This window comes from Enterobacter sp. GD03975 (genome assembly GCF_029838645.1).
Taxonomy (GTDB): Bacteria; Pseudomonadota; Gammaproteobacteria; order Enterobacterales; family Enterobacteriaceae; genus Enterobacter; species Enterobacter quasihormaechei.
Genome location: NZ_JAOBZC010000002.1, coordinates 441578 through 460799, shown reverse-complemented (window position 1 = coordinate 460799; position 19222 = coordinate 441578). Strand labels below are relative to the sequence as shown.

The window sequence follows — 19222 nt, the reverse complement described above, 5'->3', positions numbered from 1 at the left end:
CGGAAATACTGCCCTTATAACAACAAGGGGAGCAGAGAGTATGGCTATTTCATCGCGGATCACATTACTCGGCGCGCTGGCGCTGTGGGCATTTCAGGCGCAGGCGGTGGACGTCACCGTGGCGTATCAGACTTCCGCGGAACCGGCGAAAGTCGCGCAGGCGGATAACACCTTCGCCAAAGAGAGCGGGGCAAAAGTCGACTGGCGCAAGTTCGACAGCGGCGCGGCAATTGTGCGGGCGTTAGCCTCGGGCGACGTGCAGATTGGCAACCTGGGCTCAAGCCCGCTGGCCGTTGCCGCCAGCCAGCAGGTACCGATTGAAGTCTTCCTGCTGGCGTCGCAGCTCGGAAACTCCGAGGCGCTGGTGGTGAAGAAAACCATCACGAAACCCGAAGAGTTGATTGGTAAACGCATCGCGGTGCCGTTTATCTCCACCACGCATTACAGCCTGCTGGCCGCACTGAAATACTGGGGCATCAAGCCGGGGCAGGTGCAGATCATTAACCTGCAACCACCGGCGATTATCGCAGCCTGGCAGCGTGGCGACATTGACGGGGCCTACGTCTGGGCGCCCGCCGTCAACGAGCTGGAAAAAGACGGCACCGTGCTGACCGACTCCGAAAAAGTGGGGCAATGGGGCGCGCCAACCCTTGATGTCTGGGTAGTCCGTAAAGACTTTGCCGAAAAACACCCTGAAGTGGTGAAAGCCTTCGCCAGAAGCGCCATTGAAGCCCAGCAGCCGTACATCAATAACCCGGATGAATGGCTGAAACAGCCCGCCAACCTGGAGAAACTCTCACGACTGAGCGGCGTGCCGGAAGCAGACGTGCCGGGGCTGGTGAAGGGTAACACCTATCTGACGCCGGCTCAGCAGGTCCAGCAGCTGAACGGGCCGGTAAGCAAAGCGATTGTCGACACCGCAACGTTCCTGAAAGAGCAGGGCAAAGTGCCTGCGGTGGCGGCGGATTACAGCCAGTTCGTGACCGATCGCTTTGTGAAATAAAGAGGCTGCGATGCTGAACATTACAAACCTGTCTGCCGATTACGGCGGCAAACCCGCCCTGGAAGAGATCAACCTGACGCTGGACAGCGGTGAACTGCTGGTCGTGCTGGGGCCGTCCGGCTGCGGGAAAACCACGCTGCTGAACCTGATCGCCGGGTTTGTACCGTATCAGCACGGCACGATCCACCTGGAAGGGAAACGGGTCACGGGGCCGGGCGCAGAGCGCGGCGTGGTCTTTCAGAACGAAGGGCTACTGCCGTGGCGAAACGTACAGGAAAACGTTGCGTTCGGTCTGCAACTGGCTGGCGTGGCGCGTGAACAGCGCCTGAGTACGGCGCGCGACATGCTAAAAAAAGTCGGGCTGGAGGGAGCTGAAAAACGTTTTATCTGGCAGCTTTCGGGCGGGCAGCGCCAGCGCGTCGGGATCGCCCGTGCGCTGGCGGCCAATCCACAGCTGCTGCTGCTGGACGAACCTTTCGGGGCGCTTGACGCCTTCACCCGCGAGCAGATGCAAACCCTGCTGCTGCGCCTGTGGCATGAAACCGGCAAGCAGGTGCTGTTAATTACCCACGATATCGAAGAGGCCGTGTTTATGGCGACGGAGCTGGTGCTGCTCTCTCCGGGGCCGGGACGCGTGCTGGAGCGCCTGCCGCTTGAATTTGCCCGACGCTATGTTGCGGGAGAACCGGTGCGCAGCATCAAATCCGACCCGCTGTTTATCGAAAAACGGGAATATATCCTGAGCCGCGTGTTTGAGCAGCGGGAGGCCTTCTCATGAGCATTGTCTTCAGTGAAAAACCGCGGCGGGCGCGCCTCGCCTTACGCTGGCCGTTCTCTCGCCGGATCGCCTTAAGCGTCGGCACGCTGGCGGTGTTGCTGGCGGTATGGTGGGCGGTTGCCGCTCAGCAGTGGATCAGTCCGCTGTTTCTGCCGCCGCCAGGCCAGGTTCTGGAAAAATTGATGACCATCTCCGGGCCGCAGGGCTTTATGGATGCCACCCTCTGGCAGCATTTAGGCGCCAGTATGGCGCGTATTCTGGTGGCGCTGCTGGCGGCGGTGATGATTGGCGTTCCGGTGGGGATCGCGATGGGGCTGAGCCCGACGGTGCGCGGCATTCTCGATCCGCTGATAGAGCTTTACCGGCCCGTTCCGCCGCTGGCTTACCTGCCCCTGATGGTGATCTGGTTTGGCATCGGCGAGACGTCAAAGATCTTACTGATCTACCTGGCGATTTTTGCGCCGGTCGCGATGTCGGCCCTGGCTGGCGTAAAAAGTGCGCAACAGGTACGCATACGCGCGGCGCAGTCGCTCGGTGCCAGCCGCGCGCAGGTGCTGCTGTTCGTCATTTTACCGGGTGCGCTGCCGGAGATATTGACCGGGCTGCGCATTGGCCTTGGGGTGGGCTGGTCTACGCTGGTGGCGGCAGAGCTGATTGCCGCCACGCGCGGGCTTGGATTTATGGTGCAGTCGGCGGGAGAGTTCCTGGCGACTGACGTGGTACTGGCAGGGATCGCGGTGATCGCCGCGATCGCCTTTGGATTAGAACTGGGACTGCGCGCGCTACAGCGTCGCCTGACGCCCTGGCATGGAGAAATACAATGAGTGAACGTCTGACGATTACCCCGCTGGGGCCGTACATTGGCGCGCAGGTGTCGGGCCTGGACGTAACCCGTCCGCTGAGCGATAACCAGTTTGAGCAGCTATACCACGCGGTGCTGCGCCATCAGGTGGTGTTCCTGCGCGATCAGGCCATTACCCCGCAGCAGCAGCGCGCGCTGGCCCTGCGCTTTGGCGACCTGCATATCCACCCGGTCTACCCGCATGCGGAAGGGGTGGAAGAAATTATCGTGCTGGACACCCATAACGATAATCCGCCCGATAATGACAACTGGCACACGGACGTCACCTTTATCGACACACCGCCAGCCGGGGCCATTCTGGCAGCAAAATTACTGCCAGAGACCGGCGGCGATACGCTGTGGGCGAGCGGCATTGCGGCGTTTGAGGCGCTCTCCGCGCCGTTCCAGACCCTGCTAAGTGGCCTGCGGGCAGAGCATGATTTTAAAAAATCGTTCCAGGAATATAAGTACCGTAAAACGGAAGAGGAGCACCAGCGCTGGCTGGATGCGGTCGCAAAACATCCGCCGCTGCTGCACCCGGTGGTGCGTACCCATCCGGTGACGGGTAAGCAGGCGCTGTTTGTGAACGAAGGGTTCACCACGCGCATTGTGGACGTAACGGAAAAAGAGAGCGAGGCGCTGCTCAGCTTCCTGTTTGCGCATATCACGAAACCGGAATTTCAGGTGCGCTGGCGCTGGCAGGAGAACGATCTGGCGATCTGGGATAACCGCGTTACGCAGCATTACGCCAATGCGGATTACCTGCCGCAGCGAAGGATTATGCAGCGGGCGACGATCCTGGGGGATAAGCCGTTTTACCGTCCATAACCCGTCGTTTCCGCAGTTCATGCAGGCCGGGTAAGGCGTAGCCGCCACCCGGCAATGGGCTACAGATGGGCCTCAATGTACCGCTGATAGCGGTTCGCCTTCAGATAGCACAAATCCACCAGCACCAGCCCGTCCACGCAGTTATTGAACGCCGGATCGCTGCCGAAATCGATAAACTGCACGCCGCCTGGCTCGCATAGCTCGGAATACTGTTTATAGAGCGGCGGAATGCCGCATCCCAGATTGCCCAGCAGGGATTTCAGCTTTGTCAGGTCGTCCACGTAATCCACTCCGCCAAACTGTGCCAGCACGTCCGGAAGCGAGGCCGGGTAGGGTTGACGCGAGGCGGCTAAGGGATGGCTGGCCGGAAACCAGAGGCGATAAAACGCCACCAGCAGATCTCGTGCGGCAGGCGGTAAGCCGCCGGAGATGGACACCGGGCCAAACAGGTAACGGTAGTGTGGATAGCGCGCCAGATAGGCGCCAATGCCTGACCACAGATAGTCCAGACCGCGACGTCCCCAGTAGCGCGGCTGTATAAAGCTGCGCCCCAGCTCAATGCCGTGCTCCAGTATGTCCTGCATTTTTTCGTCGTAGTGGAACAGGCTGTAGCTGTACAACCCGTCAACGCCGCGCTTTTCTACCTGCATCGCCGTCGGCATAAAGCGATACGCGCCGACAATTTCCAGATCGTCATCATCCCAGAGGATCAGGTGCAGATAGTCATCATCGTAGCTGTCCATATCCCGGCGCTTGCCGCTGCCTTCTTCCACGGCACGAAAGGCAATCTCGCGCAGCCGTCCCAGCTCGCGCAGAAGAGGTGCCTCCTCCTGCCCGTTGCGCTGCCACAGGTAGATGGTTTTACCATCGCTGGTTTTGCCCAGACACTCGGCCTGCGCCAGTTCGCGCTTCAGCGTGGCCCGATCTTCCGGGCGGGCAATGGCGCACTGGGTTTTAAAGACGCCAGGCAATCCCTTGCCAAGTCGTATCACGTGCTGACGGCACTGCTCGGCCATTTCACGCGATGAAAGGGTAGCGCTAAACCTGTCATTCCAGGCAATCTGCTGGCCGATTTTGATCGGCAGCTGGCTGTGACGACGGCGAAACATCTGTTGCATCAGCAGCAGCATGGATACCGTGGGCGATACCAGCGTGCTGGCATAAAACAGCAGGCTGTTGTGCGCCTGAATATGTACCGGGAGTAACGGCACCCGCAGTTTGCTGGCCAGCTTGATAAAGCCCGGATGCCATTTTTTATCGCGGATGCCTTTGCGCGTTGGGCGGGAGACTTCGCCCGCCGGGAAGAAGATCAGCACGCCGGCGTTTTGCAGGTGCTGCTCCATCTGTATCAGCGAGGCTTTTGCGGTTTTTCCGCCCATATTATCCACGGGGATAAACAACGAACTGAGGGGCTCAAGGTGGGACAGCATCCGGTTGGTGACAACCTTAACGTCGCGGCGCACGCGCGAAACGGCGTAAAGCAGTGCCAGCCCATCCAGGGTGCCGGTCGGGTGGTTAGCTATCACAATGAGTGGGCCGTGTTCGGGGATTTGTTCGAGATCGCGGGCGGAAACGGTGCAGAGAATATCAAGGTGTTCCAGAACCTGCTCCACCATATCCAGCCCTTTCAGGTGACGGTGGCGGGCGGCAAACTGCTGAAATTCGTCTTCGTGGAGCAGTCTTTTTAACAGACTTTTTTGCCAGGGTGCGGGCCTCGCCTGAGGCCAAAGGTCATCAAGAACGCTGTCGAGACTAAACATTGATCACTCCTCCTGCCGTCTTGCCCAGACAGTAGAAGGAGGAGATGTCGGTTGTATTGCAGTTTGGTGAAGATTAACGGAGGATTTTTTTCTCGGCCAGATCCAGCGCGAAGTAGCTGAAGATCAGATCCGCACCCGCGCGCTTGATCGCCCCCAGGCTTTCGAGGATCACTTTCTCTTCGTCGATGGCACCCGCCTGCGCGGCGAATTTGATCATCGCGTACTCGCCGCTCACCTGGTAAGCGCCCAGCGGCAGTTCAGTGCGTTCGCGAATGTCGCGCAGGATATCCAGATACGCGCCGGCCGGTTTCACCATCAGACAGTCTGCGCCCTGAGCCTCATCCAGCAGAGACTCACGAATCGCTTCGCGGCGGTTCAGCGGGTTCATCTGGTAGGTTTTACGATCGCCCTTCAGCGCCGTGCCCGCCGCTTCACGGAACGGGCCGTAGAACGAAGAGGCGAATTTGGTGGAGTAGGACATGATGGCGGTGTCGGTAAAGCCTGCCGCATCCAGCGCCTGACGAATAGCCTGAACCTGTCCGTCCATTGCCGCCGACGGCGCAATGAAATCTGCACCCGCAGCGGCGGCAACCACCGCCTGCTTGCCGAGGTTCAGCAGGGTCGCATCGTTGTCCACGCCGTGATCGCACAGCACACCGCAGTGGCCATGAGAGGTGTATTCGCAGAAGCAGGTATCGGACATAACGATCATCTCCGGCACGCTCTCTTTGCAGATGCGCGACATGCGGGCCACGAGGCCATCTTCCTTCCAGGCATCGCTGCCGGTGGCGTCGGTGTGGTGGGAGATACCGAAGGTCATCACCGAGCGGATCCCCGCGTTGGCAATGCGTTCAATCTCGCGGGCCAGATGCTTCTCAGGAATGCGCATCACGCCCGGCATCGCGTCGATGGCTTTGTAGTCATCGATCTCTTCTTCAACAAAAATCGGCAACACCAGATCGTTTAAGCTCAGTGTTGTCTCTTCAAACATGGCGCGCAGTGCGGGTGACTTGCGCAGGCGACGGGGACGTGCAATTAAATCGGTCATGGTATGCCTGATGTTTGTGGAACAAAGAGGTATAGTGTACCTGAAAGCAGGAAGCGGTGTTTTACTAAAGTTGTCTTTTAGATTTTCGAAATCGACTAATATTCTTCACATGTATTTTGTCTATATTATACGTCTTATTATGGGGTTTAACGTGGTGTGAAATATTGGCGAAGCTTCTACATTAGATGGAGGTTATAACTATTAATGATTTATTGTATTTTATGATAGGTATCGAACCGACCGAAGTGGTTTGCAATCAGTTGAATTTATAATATTTATTCATAATGATTGATATTGTGCTGGGTTTTTAAGCTTAGTTGTCTGGATACGGACTTAATTGAATCATTCATTGAACCTTTTCGAAGTGAAACTGCATAATTCTTTCCGCAATTAAACATTGCCAAATGATTTGATGGACAAACTTGCTTACGTCCCTGAGGAGGGATGACCCAATGCAAACATGGAAAAAGAAACTGGTTGTATCACAACTTGCATTAGCCTGCACACTGGCTATCGCTTCTCAGGCCAATGCGAAAGATATATCCGGCACGACCTATAATACTTTTGGATATGACAATACTGCGTCTACTCCCTGGTATTATGGTTATGCTGACTGGGATAACACCGATGCCACTCACGATGGCGATATTTATCCGGTGATTAATAAATCAACGGTGAACGGCGTTATTTCAACATACTATCTGGATGACGGCGTTAATGGTCGCCCGAATGCGCTGAGCATTTCTAACAGCACCATTAACGGCATGATCACGTCAGAATGTATGACCACGACGTGTGCAGATGGCGTGGATACCGACGGCACCACGCATTCCCAGTACGATCGTTTTAGCCTGACCGTTGATAACTCCACCATCAACGATGCCTACGAGCATTACGCGTATGATGTCGTCAATGGCGAGAATACTGAAACGCATTATCTGGACACCTATGGTCTGGGTAACGCAATTACCCTGGACGTTGAATCTGATATCGTTATTCAGAACAACTCCCACGTCGCGGGTATCACGCTGACGCAGGGTTATCAGGAACTGGATAACACCCCGTACGACGGCGTTGAAGGCGTTGCTAACAGCAGCAATGTCTTTACCGATACGCTGGTGGTGAAAGACTCTGTACTGACCTCTGGTGCGTACAGCGATCTGGGCACTGACGGGTTCTACGGTCAAACGGCGAAGCCGAGCGATTACGGTGAAGTCAATGCTACAGCGGCGGACGACGCTGCGCTGATCGTGTCTGCCGGCGCCTCTGATAACGCGATGCAGACCACTGCTACGTTCGATCACTCCACCATTACCGGCGATATCCTCTTCACCAGCACCTTCGATAATAACTTCTACGAGAATGGCGACCCGGCAACCGATACCACCGATGACGGCGTATACAACCCAACCACCAACGGCTGGGATGACACGGATACACTGGACGTCACTCTAACCAACGGCAGCAAGTGGGTCGGTGCAGCGCAGTCCAGCGTTGAAGCCATCGGCACTGCGCAGATGTACGGTGAGGGCTACAGCGAAGTTGACTGGCACACGCTCTCCCCTAACAGCATATGGCCTGGCTCGACCGTTGATACCAACGGTCATGTAGTCGGTAATGAGGTGTATCAGAGCGGCCTGTTTAACGTGACGCTGGAGAACGGTTCCGAATGGGATACCCGCAAGATCTCTAACATCGACACCCTGGCGGTGAATAATCAGTCTCAGGTCAACGTTGAGAACTCAGGCCTGTTGGCTGACTCAATCACTCTGACCAACGGCTCTTCGCTGAATATCGGAGACACGGGTGGGGTTGCCACCGACAGCCTGTATCTGGACAGCTATAGCCGTGCGGCACTGACCGAAGAAACCGCTGGGCTGTATGCCAACACCATCACAGTGGACAACGGTGCAGAGCTGGCGCTGGGTCTGGGTCAGGTTGATACGCACAACATGGTGCTCACCGATGGTGGTGTGCTCAACGTTGCCAGCCGCGATTATGTGCTGAACAGCGACCTGAACAACGCACGCTACATCACCAACGATCGTTACAAAGCGGAATACGACTATGGTGTTGTCGCGCTGAACTCTGACGGTCATCTGGCGGTGAACGGTGACGTTGCCGGTAACTATAAAGTGCGCATCGACGATGCCACCGGTGCAGGCTCCGTTGCTGACTACGAAAACAAAGAGATCATTCGCGTCTATGACAATAACGCGGATACCGCAGCCAGCTTTACTGCCGCAAACAAAGCCGATTTAGGTGCTTACACCTATCAGGCACAGCAGAAGGGTGACACCGTTGTTCTCCAGCAGAAAGAGCTGACTGACTACGCCAACATGGCGCTGAGCATTCCTTCTGCTAATACCAACATCTGGAATCTGCAACAGGATACCGTGGGTACGCGTCTGACCAACAGCCGTCACGGTCTGGCAGATAACGGCGGAGCGTGGGTGAGCTATTTTGGCGGCAACTTTGACGCGGATAATGGCACCGTTAGCTACGATCAGGACGTAAGCGGCATTATGGTCGGTCTGGATACTCAGATTGACGGTAATAACGCGAAGTGGATCGTCGGTGGTGCGGCCGGTTTCGCGAAGGGCGATATCAGCGATCGTACTGGTCAGGTCGATCAGGACAGCCAGACTGCGATGATCTATGCGTCTGCGACGTTTGCGAACAACGTCTTCCTCGACAGCTCACTGAACTATACCCGCTTTAACAACGACCTTTCTGCAACCATGAGCAACGGTCAGTATGTTGACGGTGACACCACCTCTGACGCTGTTGGCTTCGGGATGAAGCTGGGCTATGACTGGAAACCAAACCTGTCAGGCTACATCACCCCTTACGCGGCGGTATCTGGCCTGTTCCAGTCAGGCGACGACTACCAGCTGAGCAACGACATGCGTATCGATGGTCAGTCTTACGACAGCTTGCGTTATGAACTTGGCCTGGATGCGGGTTATACCTTCAACTACGGTGGCGAGCAGGCGTTAACGCCATACTTCAAACTGGCGTACGTGTATGACGATGCCGACAACGAGGCGGATATCAACGACGACAGCATTGATAATGGCGTGGAAGGCTCTGCGGTTCGCGTAGGTCTGGGCACGCAGTTCAGCTTCACGAAAAACTTCAGTGCTTACACTGATGCGACTTATCTGGGCGGCGGCGACGTTGACCAGAACTGGGGAGCAAACCTGGGTGTGAAATATACCTGGTAATACAGAAAGCGCGGGGGATTTTGCCCCCGCTTTTTTATGTGCTTTAAAAATAATAAAGAACCGACATATACAGATGACTTGAGGTATGCATGAACGTTAATGCGAAACCACTTTCTGAATTAAGCCGGCTCATAAAGTGTCTGGAAGTCGCCGGTACCCCATTTAAGATCGAACCACAGCAATTAATAACTCCCGGCAATAATGATGATGAACCATTGACCTTTGTAATACAGTCCGGCATGACAGCCGTCCACCGTAAATCAGACGAATTACTGGTGGGTATTGCACGAGCACCGTATATTCATGGTTTAAGTGCATGGATAAATGACAGCTATCTTGAATATTCTCTGATAGCACAAACACCTTGCGCCGGATTTTATTTACCAGCCTCTACTGCGTGCCAACTTATTCAGGAAGCACAGCTTTGGCAAGAAGCTTTCTGCTGGCTGTCCTGGCTAAACCATATACTGGGAAAACGTGATATACAGCTGGTCGGAAATAATTCCTATAGCCAAATACGGGCAATGCTGATCAATATGGCTGAGTGGGATGACGCGCTACGTTCAAAAATTGGTGTTATGAATCATATTCAGCGTAGCACGCGGATTTCTCGTTCGGTCGTTGCGGAAGTGCTGGCGGCGCTGCGACAGGGCAACTACATCAATATGAGCCGGGGCAAACTGATCAGCATCAACCGTTTGCCCACGGACTATTGAGATCAGTTAGAGGCCGTTAGAACCTGCGCTTTATTAGCGCTGAGCTCGGCCACCAGGTTATTTACGCCATCACTCATATTCACGAAGCGGGTGTTCGGCGACCGGGTGACCACCACAAAAGCGCCTACGTTTGATTGCGGAATCATCGCCATGTAGGTGATGAATCCGCCACCCCCACCGGTTTTTTGAATAATACCCGGGCGGCCCTCTTTTGGTGCCATGTACACCCAGCCCATACCGAGAGCATCGGCTTTACCGGGAACGTCCATACCGATGACGCGACGTAACTGGGCACGCTGGTAGATGAGCGTCTGCATCCGGTCAGCCTGATTGCTGCGCGCGTAAAAATCCGAGGAGAGGAACTGCTGCATCCAGCGCATCATGTCGCCGGGCGTTGAATAAACCCCACCGCTGCCGATGGCGGCCAGCGTGTTATTACACGGGCTGGCCCCTTTTTCCGCCACCATCAGTCGCTTGCACTGGTCCGGAGATGGAGTGTAAGTGGTATCTTTCATCCCCAGCGGACGCGTGATCTGCTCTTCAAACAGTTGAGGATAAGGCTTGCCTGATGCCGACGCTAAAGCGTCAGCCAGCAGATCAAACGCGAGGTTAGAATAGCCGGCCTGCGAGCCCGGAGCCGATTTCAGGGTAGCGGTGCTCAGGTAATTCCAGCGCTGTTCGCGGGTTGGCCAGACAAAAACAGGGCGATGCGCGGCGCCACCAGGCTGTTCTCGCGGCAGGGCGCTGGTATGGGTCGCCAGGTTCACCAGTCTGATCGGCGTGCCCTGATATGTCGGCACGCGCGCGCCGGGTGGGGCATATTTGCTGAGCGGATCGTCGAGTTTCACCACGCCCTGATCGAGTAATTTCACCAGCATTTCACTGGTCATCAGCTTGGTTATCGACGCGACGCGGATGACGGAATCCAGCTGCGGGCGAACGTTATTTCCCGGTCGTGTTTCACCGAAGCTGCGAAACACCCGCTGGTTACCGTCGATCACGACCAGCGCCATTCCCGTCGCACCACTGCCGTAATAAATCAGGTTCGCGTAGCGATCGGCAATGTCAGAGGCCAGAGCCGGGGCCGTCAGAGGCTGGGCTGCCTGGGCGGTGGACAGGGTCACCGCACACAGCGCGGCGAAAGAGAGCAGACAACGTTTCAACGAAAAGCATCCATCAAGTGAATAAGGAGAGTTACGGGTATTTATACTACTAATCGGCGTCGGGCAATGGCCCGATTTGCATAACGATAGCGAGAAAAACGTAACCGTGGGTAAATTTGAACAATTTACTTGCGGCCAGACTCCCATTTTGTGACATCGACCGTATGATAGACGCTACGGTTGCTGTTGCGAATGAAACGCACCGAAACAATTCTCGAAAACGGGAAAGCGAACTAATAATTCACCCGCAGGTCTGACTTTTTTGCCTGAGCCGGGCGGCTGGCACAGGCAAGGTTTCGCGTGGCGATATGTTGAACACAGCAACAGCCATAACAACAAGAAGGAAGCACAATGTTTAAGTCATTTTTCCCAAAGCCGGGGCCCTTTTTCCTGTCGGCATTTATTTGGGCACTGCTGGCTGTCATTTTCTGGCAGGCCGGTGGCGGCGCGTGGCTGACCCGTCTTACGGGGGCAACGGGCGAGATCCCCATTAGCGCAGCGCGCTTCTGGTCCATGAGCTATCTGCTTTTCTACGCTTACTACCTGCTCTGCGTAGGGCTGTTCGCCATGTTCTGGTTCATCTATTCTCCTCACCGCTGGCAATACTGGTCGATTCTCGGCACGTCGTTAATTATCTTTGTCACCTGGTTCCTGGTGGAAGTGGGCGTGGCGGTCAACGCCTGGTATGCGCCGTTTTACGATCTGATCCAGACGGCGCTGAGTTCGCCGCATAAGGTGACCATAAACCAGTTCTACCATGAGGTGGGGATCTTCCTCGGCATCGCCCTTATTGCCGTGGTGATCGGTGTGATGAATAACTTTTTCGTCAGCCATTACGTGTTCCGCTGGCGTACCGCGATGAACGAACACTATATGGCGCACTGGCAGCACCTGCGTCATATCGAAGGTGCCGCACAGCGTGTGCAGGAAGACACCATGCGTTTTGCCTCTACGCTTGAAAATATGGGCGTGAGCTTTATCAACGCCATCATGACGCTTATCGCCTTCCTGCCGGTGCTGGTGACGCTCTCGTCGCACGTTCCGGAGTTGCCGATTGTCGGGCATCTGCCCTATGGCCTGGTGATTGCCGCGATTGTCTGGTCGCTGATGGGAACGGGGCTGCTGGCGGTCGTGGGGATCAAGCTGCCGGGGCTGGAATTTAAAAATCAGCGCGTGGAAGCGGCCTACCGTAAAGAGCTGGTGTATGGCGAAGACGATGCCAACCGTGCGTCACCACCTACCGTGCGCGAGCTGTTTGGCGCCGTACGTCGTAACTACTTCCGCCTCTATTTTCATTACATGTATTTCAATATCGCGCGCATTCTTTATCTTCAGGTGGATAACGTTTTCGGGTTGTTCCTGCTGTTCCCGTCCATCGTTGCGGGTACGATCACGCTCGGTCTGATGACCCAAATCACCAACGTCTTTGGTCAGGTTCGCGGTTCGTTCCAGTACCTGATAAGCTCCTGGACTACGCTGGTGGAGCTGATGTCCATCTATAAACGTTTACGCAGTTTCGAGCGTGAGCTGGACGATAAGGACTTGCAGGAAGTCACCCATACATTAGGTTAAAAAGGAATTGCTATGCCATTTGCCGTACCACGTGGATTACCGCTGACGTTAATCGCTGCCTTCGTGCTGGCGGGCTGTGCCGATAAAGGGGCCGCCCCGCTCAAAGAAGGCGAGAAGCCCGTTGATGTGGCAAGCGTGGTGCGGCAAAAAATGCCCGCCAGCGTGAAGGATCGCAGCGAGTGGGCTGATGCGCTGGCAACGACCTTCAAAAGCCAGAAGATCGCGCCTACCGAGGAGAATATCTGCTCGGTGCTGGCGGTGGCGCAACAGGAATCGATGTATCAGTCAGATCCTGTCGTGCCTGGCCTGAACAAAATCGCCTGGAAGGAGATCGACCGCCGGGCCGAATCGATGCATATCCCGGTTTTCCTGGTGCATACCGCCCTTAAAATCACCTCGCCAAACGGTAAAAGCTACAGCGAACGGCTGGATACGGTGAAAACTGAGAAACAGCTGAGCGCCATTTTCGACGACCTGATCAATATGGTGCCGATGGGGCAGAAGCTGTTCGGTTCGCTGAATCCGGTGCATACCGGCGGCCCGATGCAGGTCAGTATCGCATTTGCGGAAAAACATACCGACGGCTATCCGTGGGATATCGACGGTACGGTGCGTCAGGAAGTCTTTTCCCTGCGCGGGGGACTGTGGTTTGGAACGTATCATCTGCTGAATTATCCGGCCAGCTACGATAAACCGCTGTATCGCTTTGCGGACTTTAACGCGGGCTGGTATGCCAGCCGAAATGCAGCCTTCCAGAATGCGGTGAGTCGCGCTAGCGGTGTGAAGCTGGCTCTGGACGGCGATCTCATTGCTTACGGCAGCAGCGAGGCGGGCACCACCGAACGTGCGGTGCGTAAACTCTCGACGAAGCTGGAGATGAGCAACAGCGATATCCGCCGTCAGCTGGAGAAGGGCGATAGCCTGGCGTTTGAGAAAACGGATTTGTATAAGCAGGTCTTTGCGCTCGCCGAGAAGAAAAGTGGGAAGGCATTACCAAGAGCCATTCTGCCGGGCATTCAGCTGGAAAGCCCGAAAATCACGCGTAACCTGACGACCGCCTGGTTCGCGAAACGCGTGGACGATCGTCGGGCTCGCTGTATGGGACTGTAATCAGCGGCGGTGGCGCCAGCGCAGGACGAGTACAATGACGCCCAGCACCATGCTGCCCGCAAGGAAGGGGATGAGCCCGAACACGGTGCTCACGCCTAAACCGATTTCAACGCGCGGGCGGCCGGTATCCTGAACCTGCATCAGGTGCTCATACACGCCAGGAGCGTGCACCAGCATATTCAGCAGTTGGGTTCCAGCCCAGAAGCAAAACAGAACAAACAGGGCATAGGCAATGTTCCCCGCAGTGGAGGTTTTTGGTTGTTTTCCGCCAAAAATCGGTTTCGACAATGTAAAGTCTGCCATAAGACCTCCCGAAAATATCACTCTGTTTTATTACGCGTCGTACAGGGTGAGTGTGACAGGTCATAGCATTTGTCAATATCAGAATCGTGGGAAAGTCGGCTCAGGATTCCTCCTGGATTGTCGATTTATGCATCATGTCACAAATTGATAACATAAGTGAAACTGTGCTGCATTTCAGAATTTACGTATCAGCCACAGACGTCTTCAGTAAACTGTGAGAGGATGGTTTTTTTCTGCCGGAGTTGTCATGAAGCTCACTTCCAAACTACGCCGTGACTGGCATTACTACGCCTTTGCGATCGGGCTGATCTTTATTCTTAACGGTGTTGTCGGGCTGCTCGGGTTTGAAGCGAAAGGCTGGCAAACCTATGCGGTGGGGCTGGTGACCTGGGTCATCAGTTTCTGGCTGGCGGGATTCATTATCCGTCGTCGTCCCGATGAGACGACGACGGCAGAGAACGTCGAGTAACCGTTAGTTCATCGAACTTTTCAGGGCGCTGTCAGCGGCGTGACGTTCCAGCGCCAGTTCAATCAGGCGGGTGATCAGTTCCGGATAGCTTATCCCGCTGGCCTGCCACAATTTCGGGTACATGCTGATATTGGTAAAGCCCGGCAGGGTGTTGATTTCGTTAATCACTACCTCGTTATCCGGCGTCAGGAACACGTCGACGCGGGCCATCCCGCAGCATCCCAGCGCCTGATAGGCTTCAACGGCGATCGCGCGGATCGTGTCGTTAACGTCGGGATCGAGCGCGGCGGGCACCACAACCTGGGCACCTTTGTCGTCAATATATTTGGTGTCGTAGGAATAGAAGTCGCTGTTCAGAACCACTTCACCGCAGGTGCTCGCCTGGGGGAAATCGTTGCCCAGGACAGCGCACTCGATTTCGCGACCTTTAATTCCCTGCTCAACCACCACCTTATGGTCGAATTCGAAGGCCAGACGAACGGCATCGTTGAACTGCGCTTCGCTGGTCACTTTACTGACGCCCACGGAAGAGCCCTGATTCGCGGGTTTCACGAACAGCGGCAGGCCAAGCTGCGCCTGGATCTGCGCGAAGCTGTGTTTATCGCGGTTGGCACGCGTAAGCGTCACGAACGGCGCAATGTTCAGACCGGCGTCGCGCAGCAGACGTTTAGTGACGTCTTTATCCATGCAGGCGGCAGAGCCAAGCACATCGGAGCCGACAAACGGCAGGTTCGCCATACGCAACATCCCTTGCAGGGAACCGTCTTCGCCCAGCGTGCCGTGAACGATGGGGAACACTACGTCAATCTGTGCCAGCGCTTGCGCGTTCCCGGCATTAATAAGCTGTCCTTGTTCCACGCCCGGCACCGTTGCGACGCTGATATCAGAAGGATTAAGGGCGATGTGCGCCGGATCGTCAGCATGTAGCAGATACTGGCTGGCATCGTTAACATGCCACTGGCCCTGTTTATCAATGCCCAGCAGCACTACGTCAAAACGGCTTTTATCAATCGCATCAACGATATTTTTAGCCGATTGCAATGACACCTCGTGCTCTGCCGATTTTCCCCCAAAGACAATACCTACGCGCTGCTTTGCCATCTCACTCTCTTCCAGTCTGACGAAAAGCCAATAACATACCACGATGCCCGGCGGGTTTCGCGGCCTTCTGCCATAATGTTTTAAGGGATGTTGAAGGGGGGCGCGTGAGAGGAAAAGGTCTGCTTATTCTTATCGTTATTGCCGGGATCGCCGCGGTGGGCTACCGCTGGTTGCCGCCGTATTACAATCCTTTCGTGCCGCTTACGCTTGACGATCCGCCCGGAAAAATAACCCAGTTTAAACTTCGGCGCTTAACGCCGCAGGCGTGCGAAAATCTGTTAGCGCAGGCGAATCAACGCCAGCTTATCCGTACCCAGGCTGTTGCTGACAGCGCCGGGGAGTGCCCGCTGAGTAACGTGGTGCGCGTGCGCGATTTTGGCCCGGTCAGCCTGAACGGCAGCTTTCTTGCCAGTTGCCCGCTGGCGTTAAGTTCGGCGCTGTTTGTCAGCCAGCAGGCCCGACCGCTCACCAAAACCTGGACGGGAAGCGAGCTTACGCGCATTGAACATCTGGGCAGCTTTGCCTGCCGCAATATCTATAGCCGCCCGGATGCGCGGCGCAGTGAACATGCCACGGCGGATGCGCTGGACATCAGCGCCTTCCGGCTGGCAAACGGACAGCGCGTTACCATTCTCAATGGCTGGAAAGCGGAAAAGACGCAGCCCTGGCTACAGGCGCTGCTGTCGGCAAGCTGCGGCTATTACGGTAACGGTCTGGGGCCGAACTATAATGCCGCCCATGCCAACCATTTCCATTTGGGGATGCGCGGATACGGATTATGTCGATGAAGCATAATCTTCCACCGAAAAGTGGATAAATTGTGACTTGTTTCACAAATATGATGACTGGGAAGATAAAACACCAAAGTCTGCAAGGCCGCATCTCTGGCGCTATGCCATCGCGCGTAACTTGCTAATCTGTCGGCGAATTCGCCTAAAAATGAAGACTATTTCTGTTATGGAATCCTGGAAAGTTAACCTCATCTCAGTCTGGTTCGGCTGTTTCTTCACCGGACTGGCTATCAGCCAGATATTGCCCTTCCTGCCGCTGTACGTGTCGCAGCTGGGGGTCACTTCCCATGAAGCGCTCTCCATGTGGTCCGGCCTGACGTTCAGCGTGACGTTTCTGGTATCTGCCATAGTGTCACCGATGTGGGGAAGTCTGGCGGACCGTAAGGGGCGCAAATTAATGTTGCTCCGCGCCTCGCTGGGGATGGCGATAGCCATTTTGCTCCAGGCCTTCGCCACCAACGTCTGGCAGCTGTTTATTCTGCGGGCGATTATGGGGCTGACTTCCGGGTACATTCCGAACGCCATGGCGCTGGTGGCCTCGCAGGTACCGCGCGAGCGGAGCGGCTGGGCGCTCAGCACGCTTTCCACGGCACAGATCAGCGGGGTGATCGGCGGCCCGCTGCTCGGCGGCTTCCTGGCTGACCATGTCGGGCTGCGAGCGGTCTTTATCATTACCGCCATCCTGCTGACAATCAGCTTTATGGTCACCCTTTTTCTGATCAAAGAGGGCGGGCGGCCTGCTGTAAGTAAATCCGAACGACTGAGCGGAAAGGCGGTTTTCGCCTCGCTGCCTTATCCTGGCCTGATGATCAGCCTCTTTGTCACCACGATGGTGATCCAGCTCTGCAACGGCTCGGTGGGGCCGATCCTGGCGCTGTTTATCAAGTCGATGGCGCCGGACAGCAGCAACATTGCTTTTCTGAGCGGGATGATTGCCGCCGTGCCGGGCGTGTCGGCGCTGATGTCCGCGCCGCGTCTGGGAAAACTGGGTGACAGGATCGGTACGGCGCGCATTCTGATGGCAACGCTCATCATCGCCGTGATCCTCTTCTTTGCCATGTCGTTCGTCACCACACCGCTTCAGCTTGGCGTGCTGCGCTTCCTCCTTGGTTTTGCGGATGGCGCCATGCTGCCTGCGGTTCAGACGCTGCTGGTGAAATATTCCAGTGACCAGGTAACAGGCCGCATTTTTGGCTACAACCAGTCGTTCATGTATTTAGGCAACGTAGCGGGCCCGCTGATTGGCGCATCGGTCTCGGCGATGGCGGGTTTCCGCTGGGTATTTGCCGCAACGGCGGTGGTGGTACTTATTAATATTATTCAACTGGCCTTTGCCTTACGCCGTCGCAGGCAAATCGCTGAGGCAAAGTCAGCCCGGTAAACACGATAATATATTATTTATTCTTATGAACGCCGCATTTTTATATAACGAAATGCGGCGCGTTTCTTTTAGAAAAACGTTTCGCTCCCGGTTCGGAATATGTTTTTTGGCAGCGATGTCACTTTTGCATAAGAGAAAATCAATCCATGCTTTGCATTATTCATTGAGGGTGTTAATTTCAGGGGGAATCATAAAAGGAAATAGCACCATGAAAAATCTCATTGCTGAGTTGTTGGTTAAGCTTGCCCAAAAGGAAGAAGAGTCGAAAGAGCTGGTTGCCCAGGTCGAGGCGCTGGAAATCGTCGTTACGGCACTGTTGCGACAGATGGCAAAACCGGAGCAGGAGGCATTGATAGACAACGTTGAAGGCGCGCTGGAGAAGGCTCGCCCTGATTCACAGGTGCCCGCAGAAGATGCGGAGCTGCTTCAGCAATACGTAAAGAAGCTTTTAAGGCATCCTCGCAGCTAACCTGCCAGAGGTGAAAATGACGTGTCACAGAATTGTCATGCAGGATGCCTGGCGTCGCGCTGTTTTTATTTTTACCCACTTGTTATGGGGTAATTAAATTGAAGCAGAGCACACTTTTCACCGCATTATTTACGATATTAATTACTTTTGTCCTTCCGGCGTAACCGGGTAATGTTAATCGCACCGCAACGGAACTGAAATAACCGGGAAGCCCGGCGAAAATCATGGTTGCAGGGTGGTTTTTTTCCCGTAACGAACCAGACTTAACGTGGAACTTCACATAAAGGATGGTGCAATGAAAACAACAATACTGGTTACCCTGCTTTCTGGCCTGTGTCTGATGGCCTCAGCACACGCGGAAGAGAAAACGTTAACGCCCCAGCAGCAGCGCATGACAACCTGTAACCAACAGGCGACATCGCAAAGTCTGAAAGGGGATGCCCGTAAAACGTATATGAGCGACTGCCTTAAGAAGGGTGCGACCAAACCGGGTGAAAAAAGCCTGACCCCGCAGCAGCAAAAAATGCGCGAGTGTAATGCTCAGGCGACGCAGCAGATGCTGAAAGGCGACGATCGCAGCAAGTTCATGAGCGCGTGCCTGAAGAAACAGGCGTAGTGCTAAGGGTGAGCCACGGCAGTGGCTCACCCAAAATTTCATACTT

Annotated in this window: 18 protein-coding genes; 13 read left to right on the top strand and 5 right to left on the bottom strand. The window is 55.3% G+C overall.

Annotated features, from left to right (window positions below; genetic code table 11):
- The first annotated feature begins 40 nt into the window (after positions 1–40).
- Genes tauA through tauD form a run of 4 tightly spaced genes read left to right on the top strand, consistent with a single transcriptional unit; the run spans position 41 to position 3450 of the window.
- Complete coding sequence (gene tauA, locus N5C09_RS05815; RefSeq protein ID WP_279748633.1) at positions 41–1003, top strand: taurine ABC transporter substrate-binding protein; 963 nt, start codon at positions 41–43, stop codon at positions 1001–1003.
- Between the two features lie 10 nt (positions 1004–1013).
- Positions 1014–1781 carry a taurine ABC transporter ATP-binding subunit gene (tauB, locus tag N5C09_RS05810; RefSeq protein ID WP_063451739.1) on the top strand — a complete coding sequence of 256 codons (768 nt, stop codon included), beginning with the start codon at positions 1014–1016 and terminating at the stop codon, positions 1779–1781.
- Positions 1778–2605: a taurine ABC transporter permease TauC gene (gene tauC, locus N5C09_RS05805; RefSeq protein ID WP_279748632.1), complete on the top strand. Its 828-nt coding sequence runs from the start codon at positions 1778–1780 to the stop codon at positions 2603–2605. Before tauB ends, tauC begins: the two co-directional genes overlap by 4 nt.
- Positions 2602–3450, top strand: a complete 849-nt coding sequence (gene tauD, locus N5C09_RS05800) for a taurine dioxygenase (protein ID WP_102749794.1) — start codon at positions 2602–2604, stop codon at positions 3448–3450. Before tauC ends, tauD begins: the two co-directional genes overlap by 4 nt.
- A gap of 59 nt (positions 3451–3509) precedes the next feature.
- Here tauD and N5C09_RS05795 read toward each other — a convergent pair whose 3' ends face one another.
- Both N5C09_RS05795 and hemB read right to left on the bottom strand, forming a co-directional pair.
- Complete coding sequence (locus N5C09_RS05795) at positions 3510–5210, bottom strand: lysophospholipid acyltransferase family protein (protein ID WP_063869125.1); 1701 nt, start codon at positions 5208–5210, stop codon at positions 3510–3512.
- Positions 5211–5283: 73 nt separating this feature from the next.
- Positions 5284–6258, bottom strand: coding sequence for a porphobilinogen synthase (gene hemB, locus N5C09_RS05790; RefSeq protein WP_063869123.1), 975 nt, complete (start codon positions 6256–6258; stop codon positions 5284–5286).
- Positions 6259–6710: 452 nt separating this feature from the next.
- Between hemB and N5C09_RS05785 the strand changes: the two genes are divergently transcribed.
- Together N5C09_RS05785 and N5C09_RS05780 are read left to right on the top strand one after the other, a co-directional pair.
- Complete coding sequence (locus tag N5C09_RS05785) at positions 6711–9485, top strand: autotransporter outer membrane beta-barrel domain-containing protein (protein ID WP_279748631.1); 2775 nt, start codon at positions 6711–6713, stop codon at positions 9483–9485.
- A gap of 89 nt (positions 9486–9574) precedes the next feature.
- Positions 9575–10201: a helix-turn-helix domain-containing protein gene (locus N5C09_RS05780; RefSeq protein WP_279748630.1), complete on the top strand. Its 627-nt coding sequence runs from the start codon at positions 9575–9577 to the stop codon at positions 10199–10201.
- A gap of 2 nt (positions 10202–10203) precedes the next feature.
- On the opposite strand, the gene ampH is transcribed toward N5C09_RS05780, so the two are convergent.
- A complete protein-coding gene (gene ampH / locus N5C09_RS05775; RefSeq protein WP_279748629.1) occupies positions 10204–11364 on the bottom strand; it encodes a D-alanyl-D-alanine-carboxypeptidase/endopeptidase AmpH in 1161 nt (386 codons plus the stop codon).
- A 351-nt stretch (positions 11365–11715) separates the two neighbouring features.
- Here ampH and sbmA point away from each other — a divergent pair, with 351 nt between their 5' ends.
- Together sbmA and N5C09_RS05765 are read left to right on the top strand one after the other, a co-directional pair.
- Entirely contained in the window at positions 11716–12936 is a 1221-nt protein-coding gene (sbmA, locus tag N5C09_RS05770; protein WP_193036392.1) for a peptide antibiotic transporter SbmA, read from the top strand.
- Between the two features lie 12 nt (positions 12937–12948).
- On the top strand, positions 12949–14046 hold the full coding sequence (locus tag N5C09_RS05765; protein ID WP_279748628.1) for a DUF1615 domain-containing protein: 1098 nt from the start codon (positions 12949–12951) through the stop codon (positions 14044–14046).
- Here N5C09_RS05765 and N5C09_RS05760 read toward each other — a convergent pair whose 3' ends face one another.
- Positions 14047–14349, bottom strand: a complete 303-nt coding sequence (locus tag N5C09_RS05760; RefSeq protein ID WP_279748627.1) for a DUF2755 family protein — start codon at positions 14347–14349, stop codon at positions 14047–14049.
- A 247-nt stretch (positions 14350–14596) separates the two neighbouring features.
- Here N5C09_RS05760 and N5C09_RS05755 point away from each other — a divergent pair, with 247 nt between their 5' ends.
- On the top strand, positions 14597–14818 hold the full coding sequence (locus N5C09_RS05755) for a DUF2754 domain-containing protein (protein WP_063869114.1): 222 nt from the start codon (positions 14597–14599) through the stop codon (positions 14816–14818).
- A gap of 3 nt (positions 14819–14821) precedes the next feature.
- Here the strand turns inward: N5C09_RS05755 and ddlA are convergent, their stop codons facing one another.
- Entirely contained in the window at positions 14822–15919 is a 1098-nt protein-coding gene (gene ddlA / locus N5C09_RS05750) for a D-alanine--D-alanine ligase (protein ID WP_063869112.1), read from the bottom strand.
- A gap of 104 nt (positions 15920–16023) precedes the next feature.
- On the opposite strand from ddlA, the gene N5C09_RS05745 reads away from it, so the two are divergent.
- The 4 genes from N5C09_RS05745 (at position 16024) to psiF (ending at position 19176) form a co-directional block, all read left to right on the top strand.
- Positions 16024–16707 (top strand): extensin family protein, encoded by a 684-nt coding sequence (locus N5C09_RS05745; protein ID WP_112791884.1) that lies wholly within the window; start codon positions 16024–16026, stop codon positions 16705–16707.
- A gap of 169 nt (positions 16708–16876) precedes the next feature.
- Positions 16877–18091, top strand: coding sequence for a multidrug efflux MFS transporter (locus N5C09_RS05740; RefSeq protein WP_063869108.1), 1215 nt, complete (start codon positions 16877–16879; stop codon positions 18089–18091).
- Between the two features lie 208 nt (positions 18092–18299).
- Positions 18300–18560, top strand: coding sequence for an anti-adapter protein IraP (gene iraP / locus N5C09_RS05735; protein ID WP_003859148.1), 261 nt, complete (start codon positions 18300–18302; stop codon positions 18558–18560).
- Positions 18561–18855: 295 nt separating this feature from the next.
- Positions 18856–19176, top strand: a complete 321-nt coding sequence (gene psiF / locus N5C09_RS05730) for a phosphate starvation-inducible protein PsiF (RefSeq protein ID WP_063869104.1) — start codon at positions 18856–18858, stop codon at positions 19174–19176.
- Positions 19177–19222 lie beyond the last annotated feature (46 nt).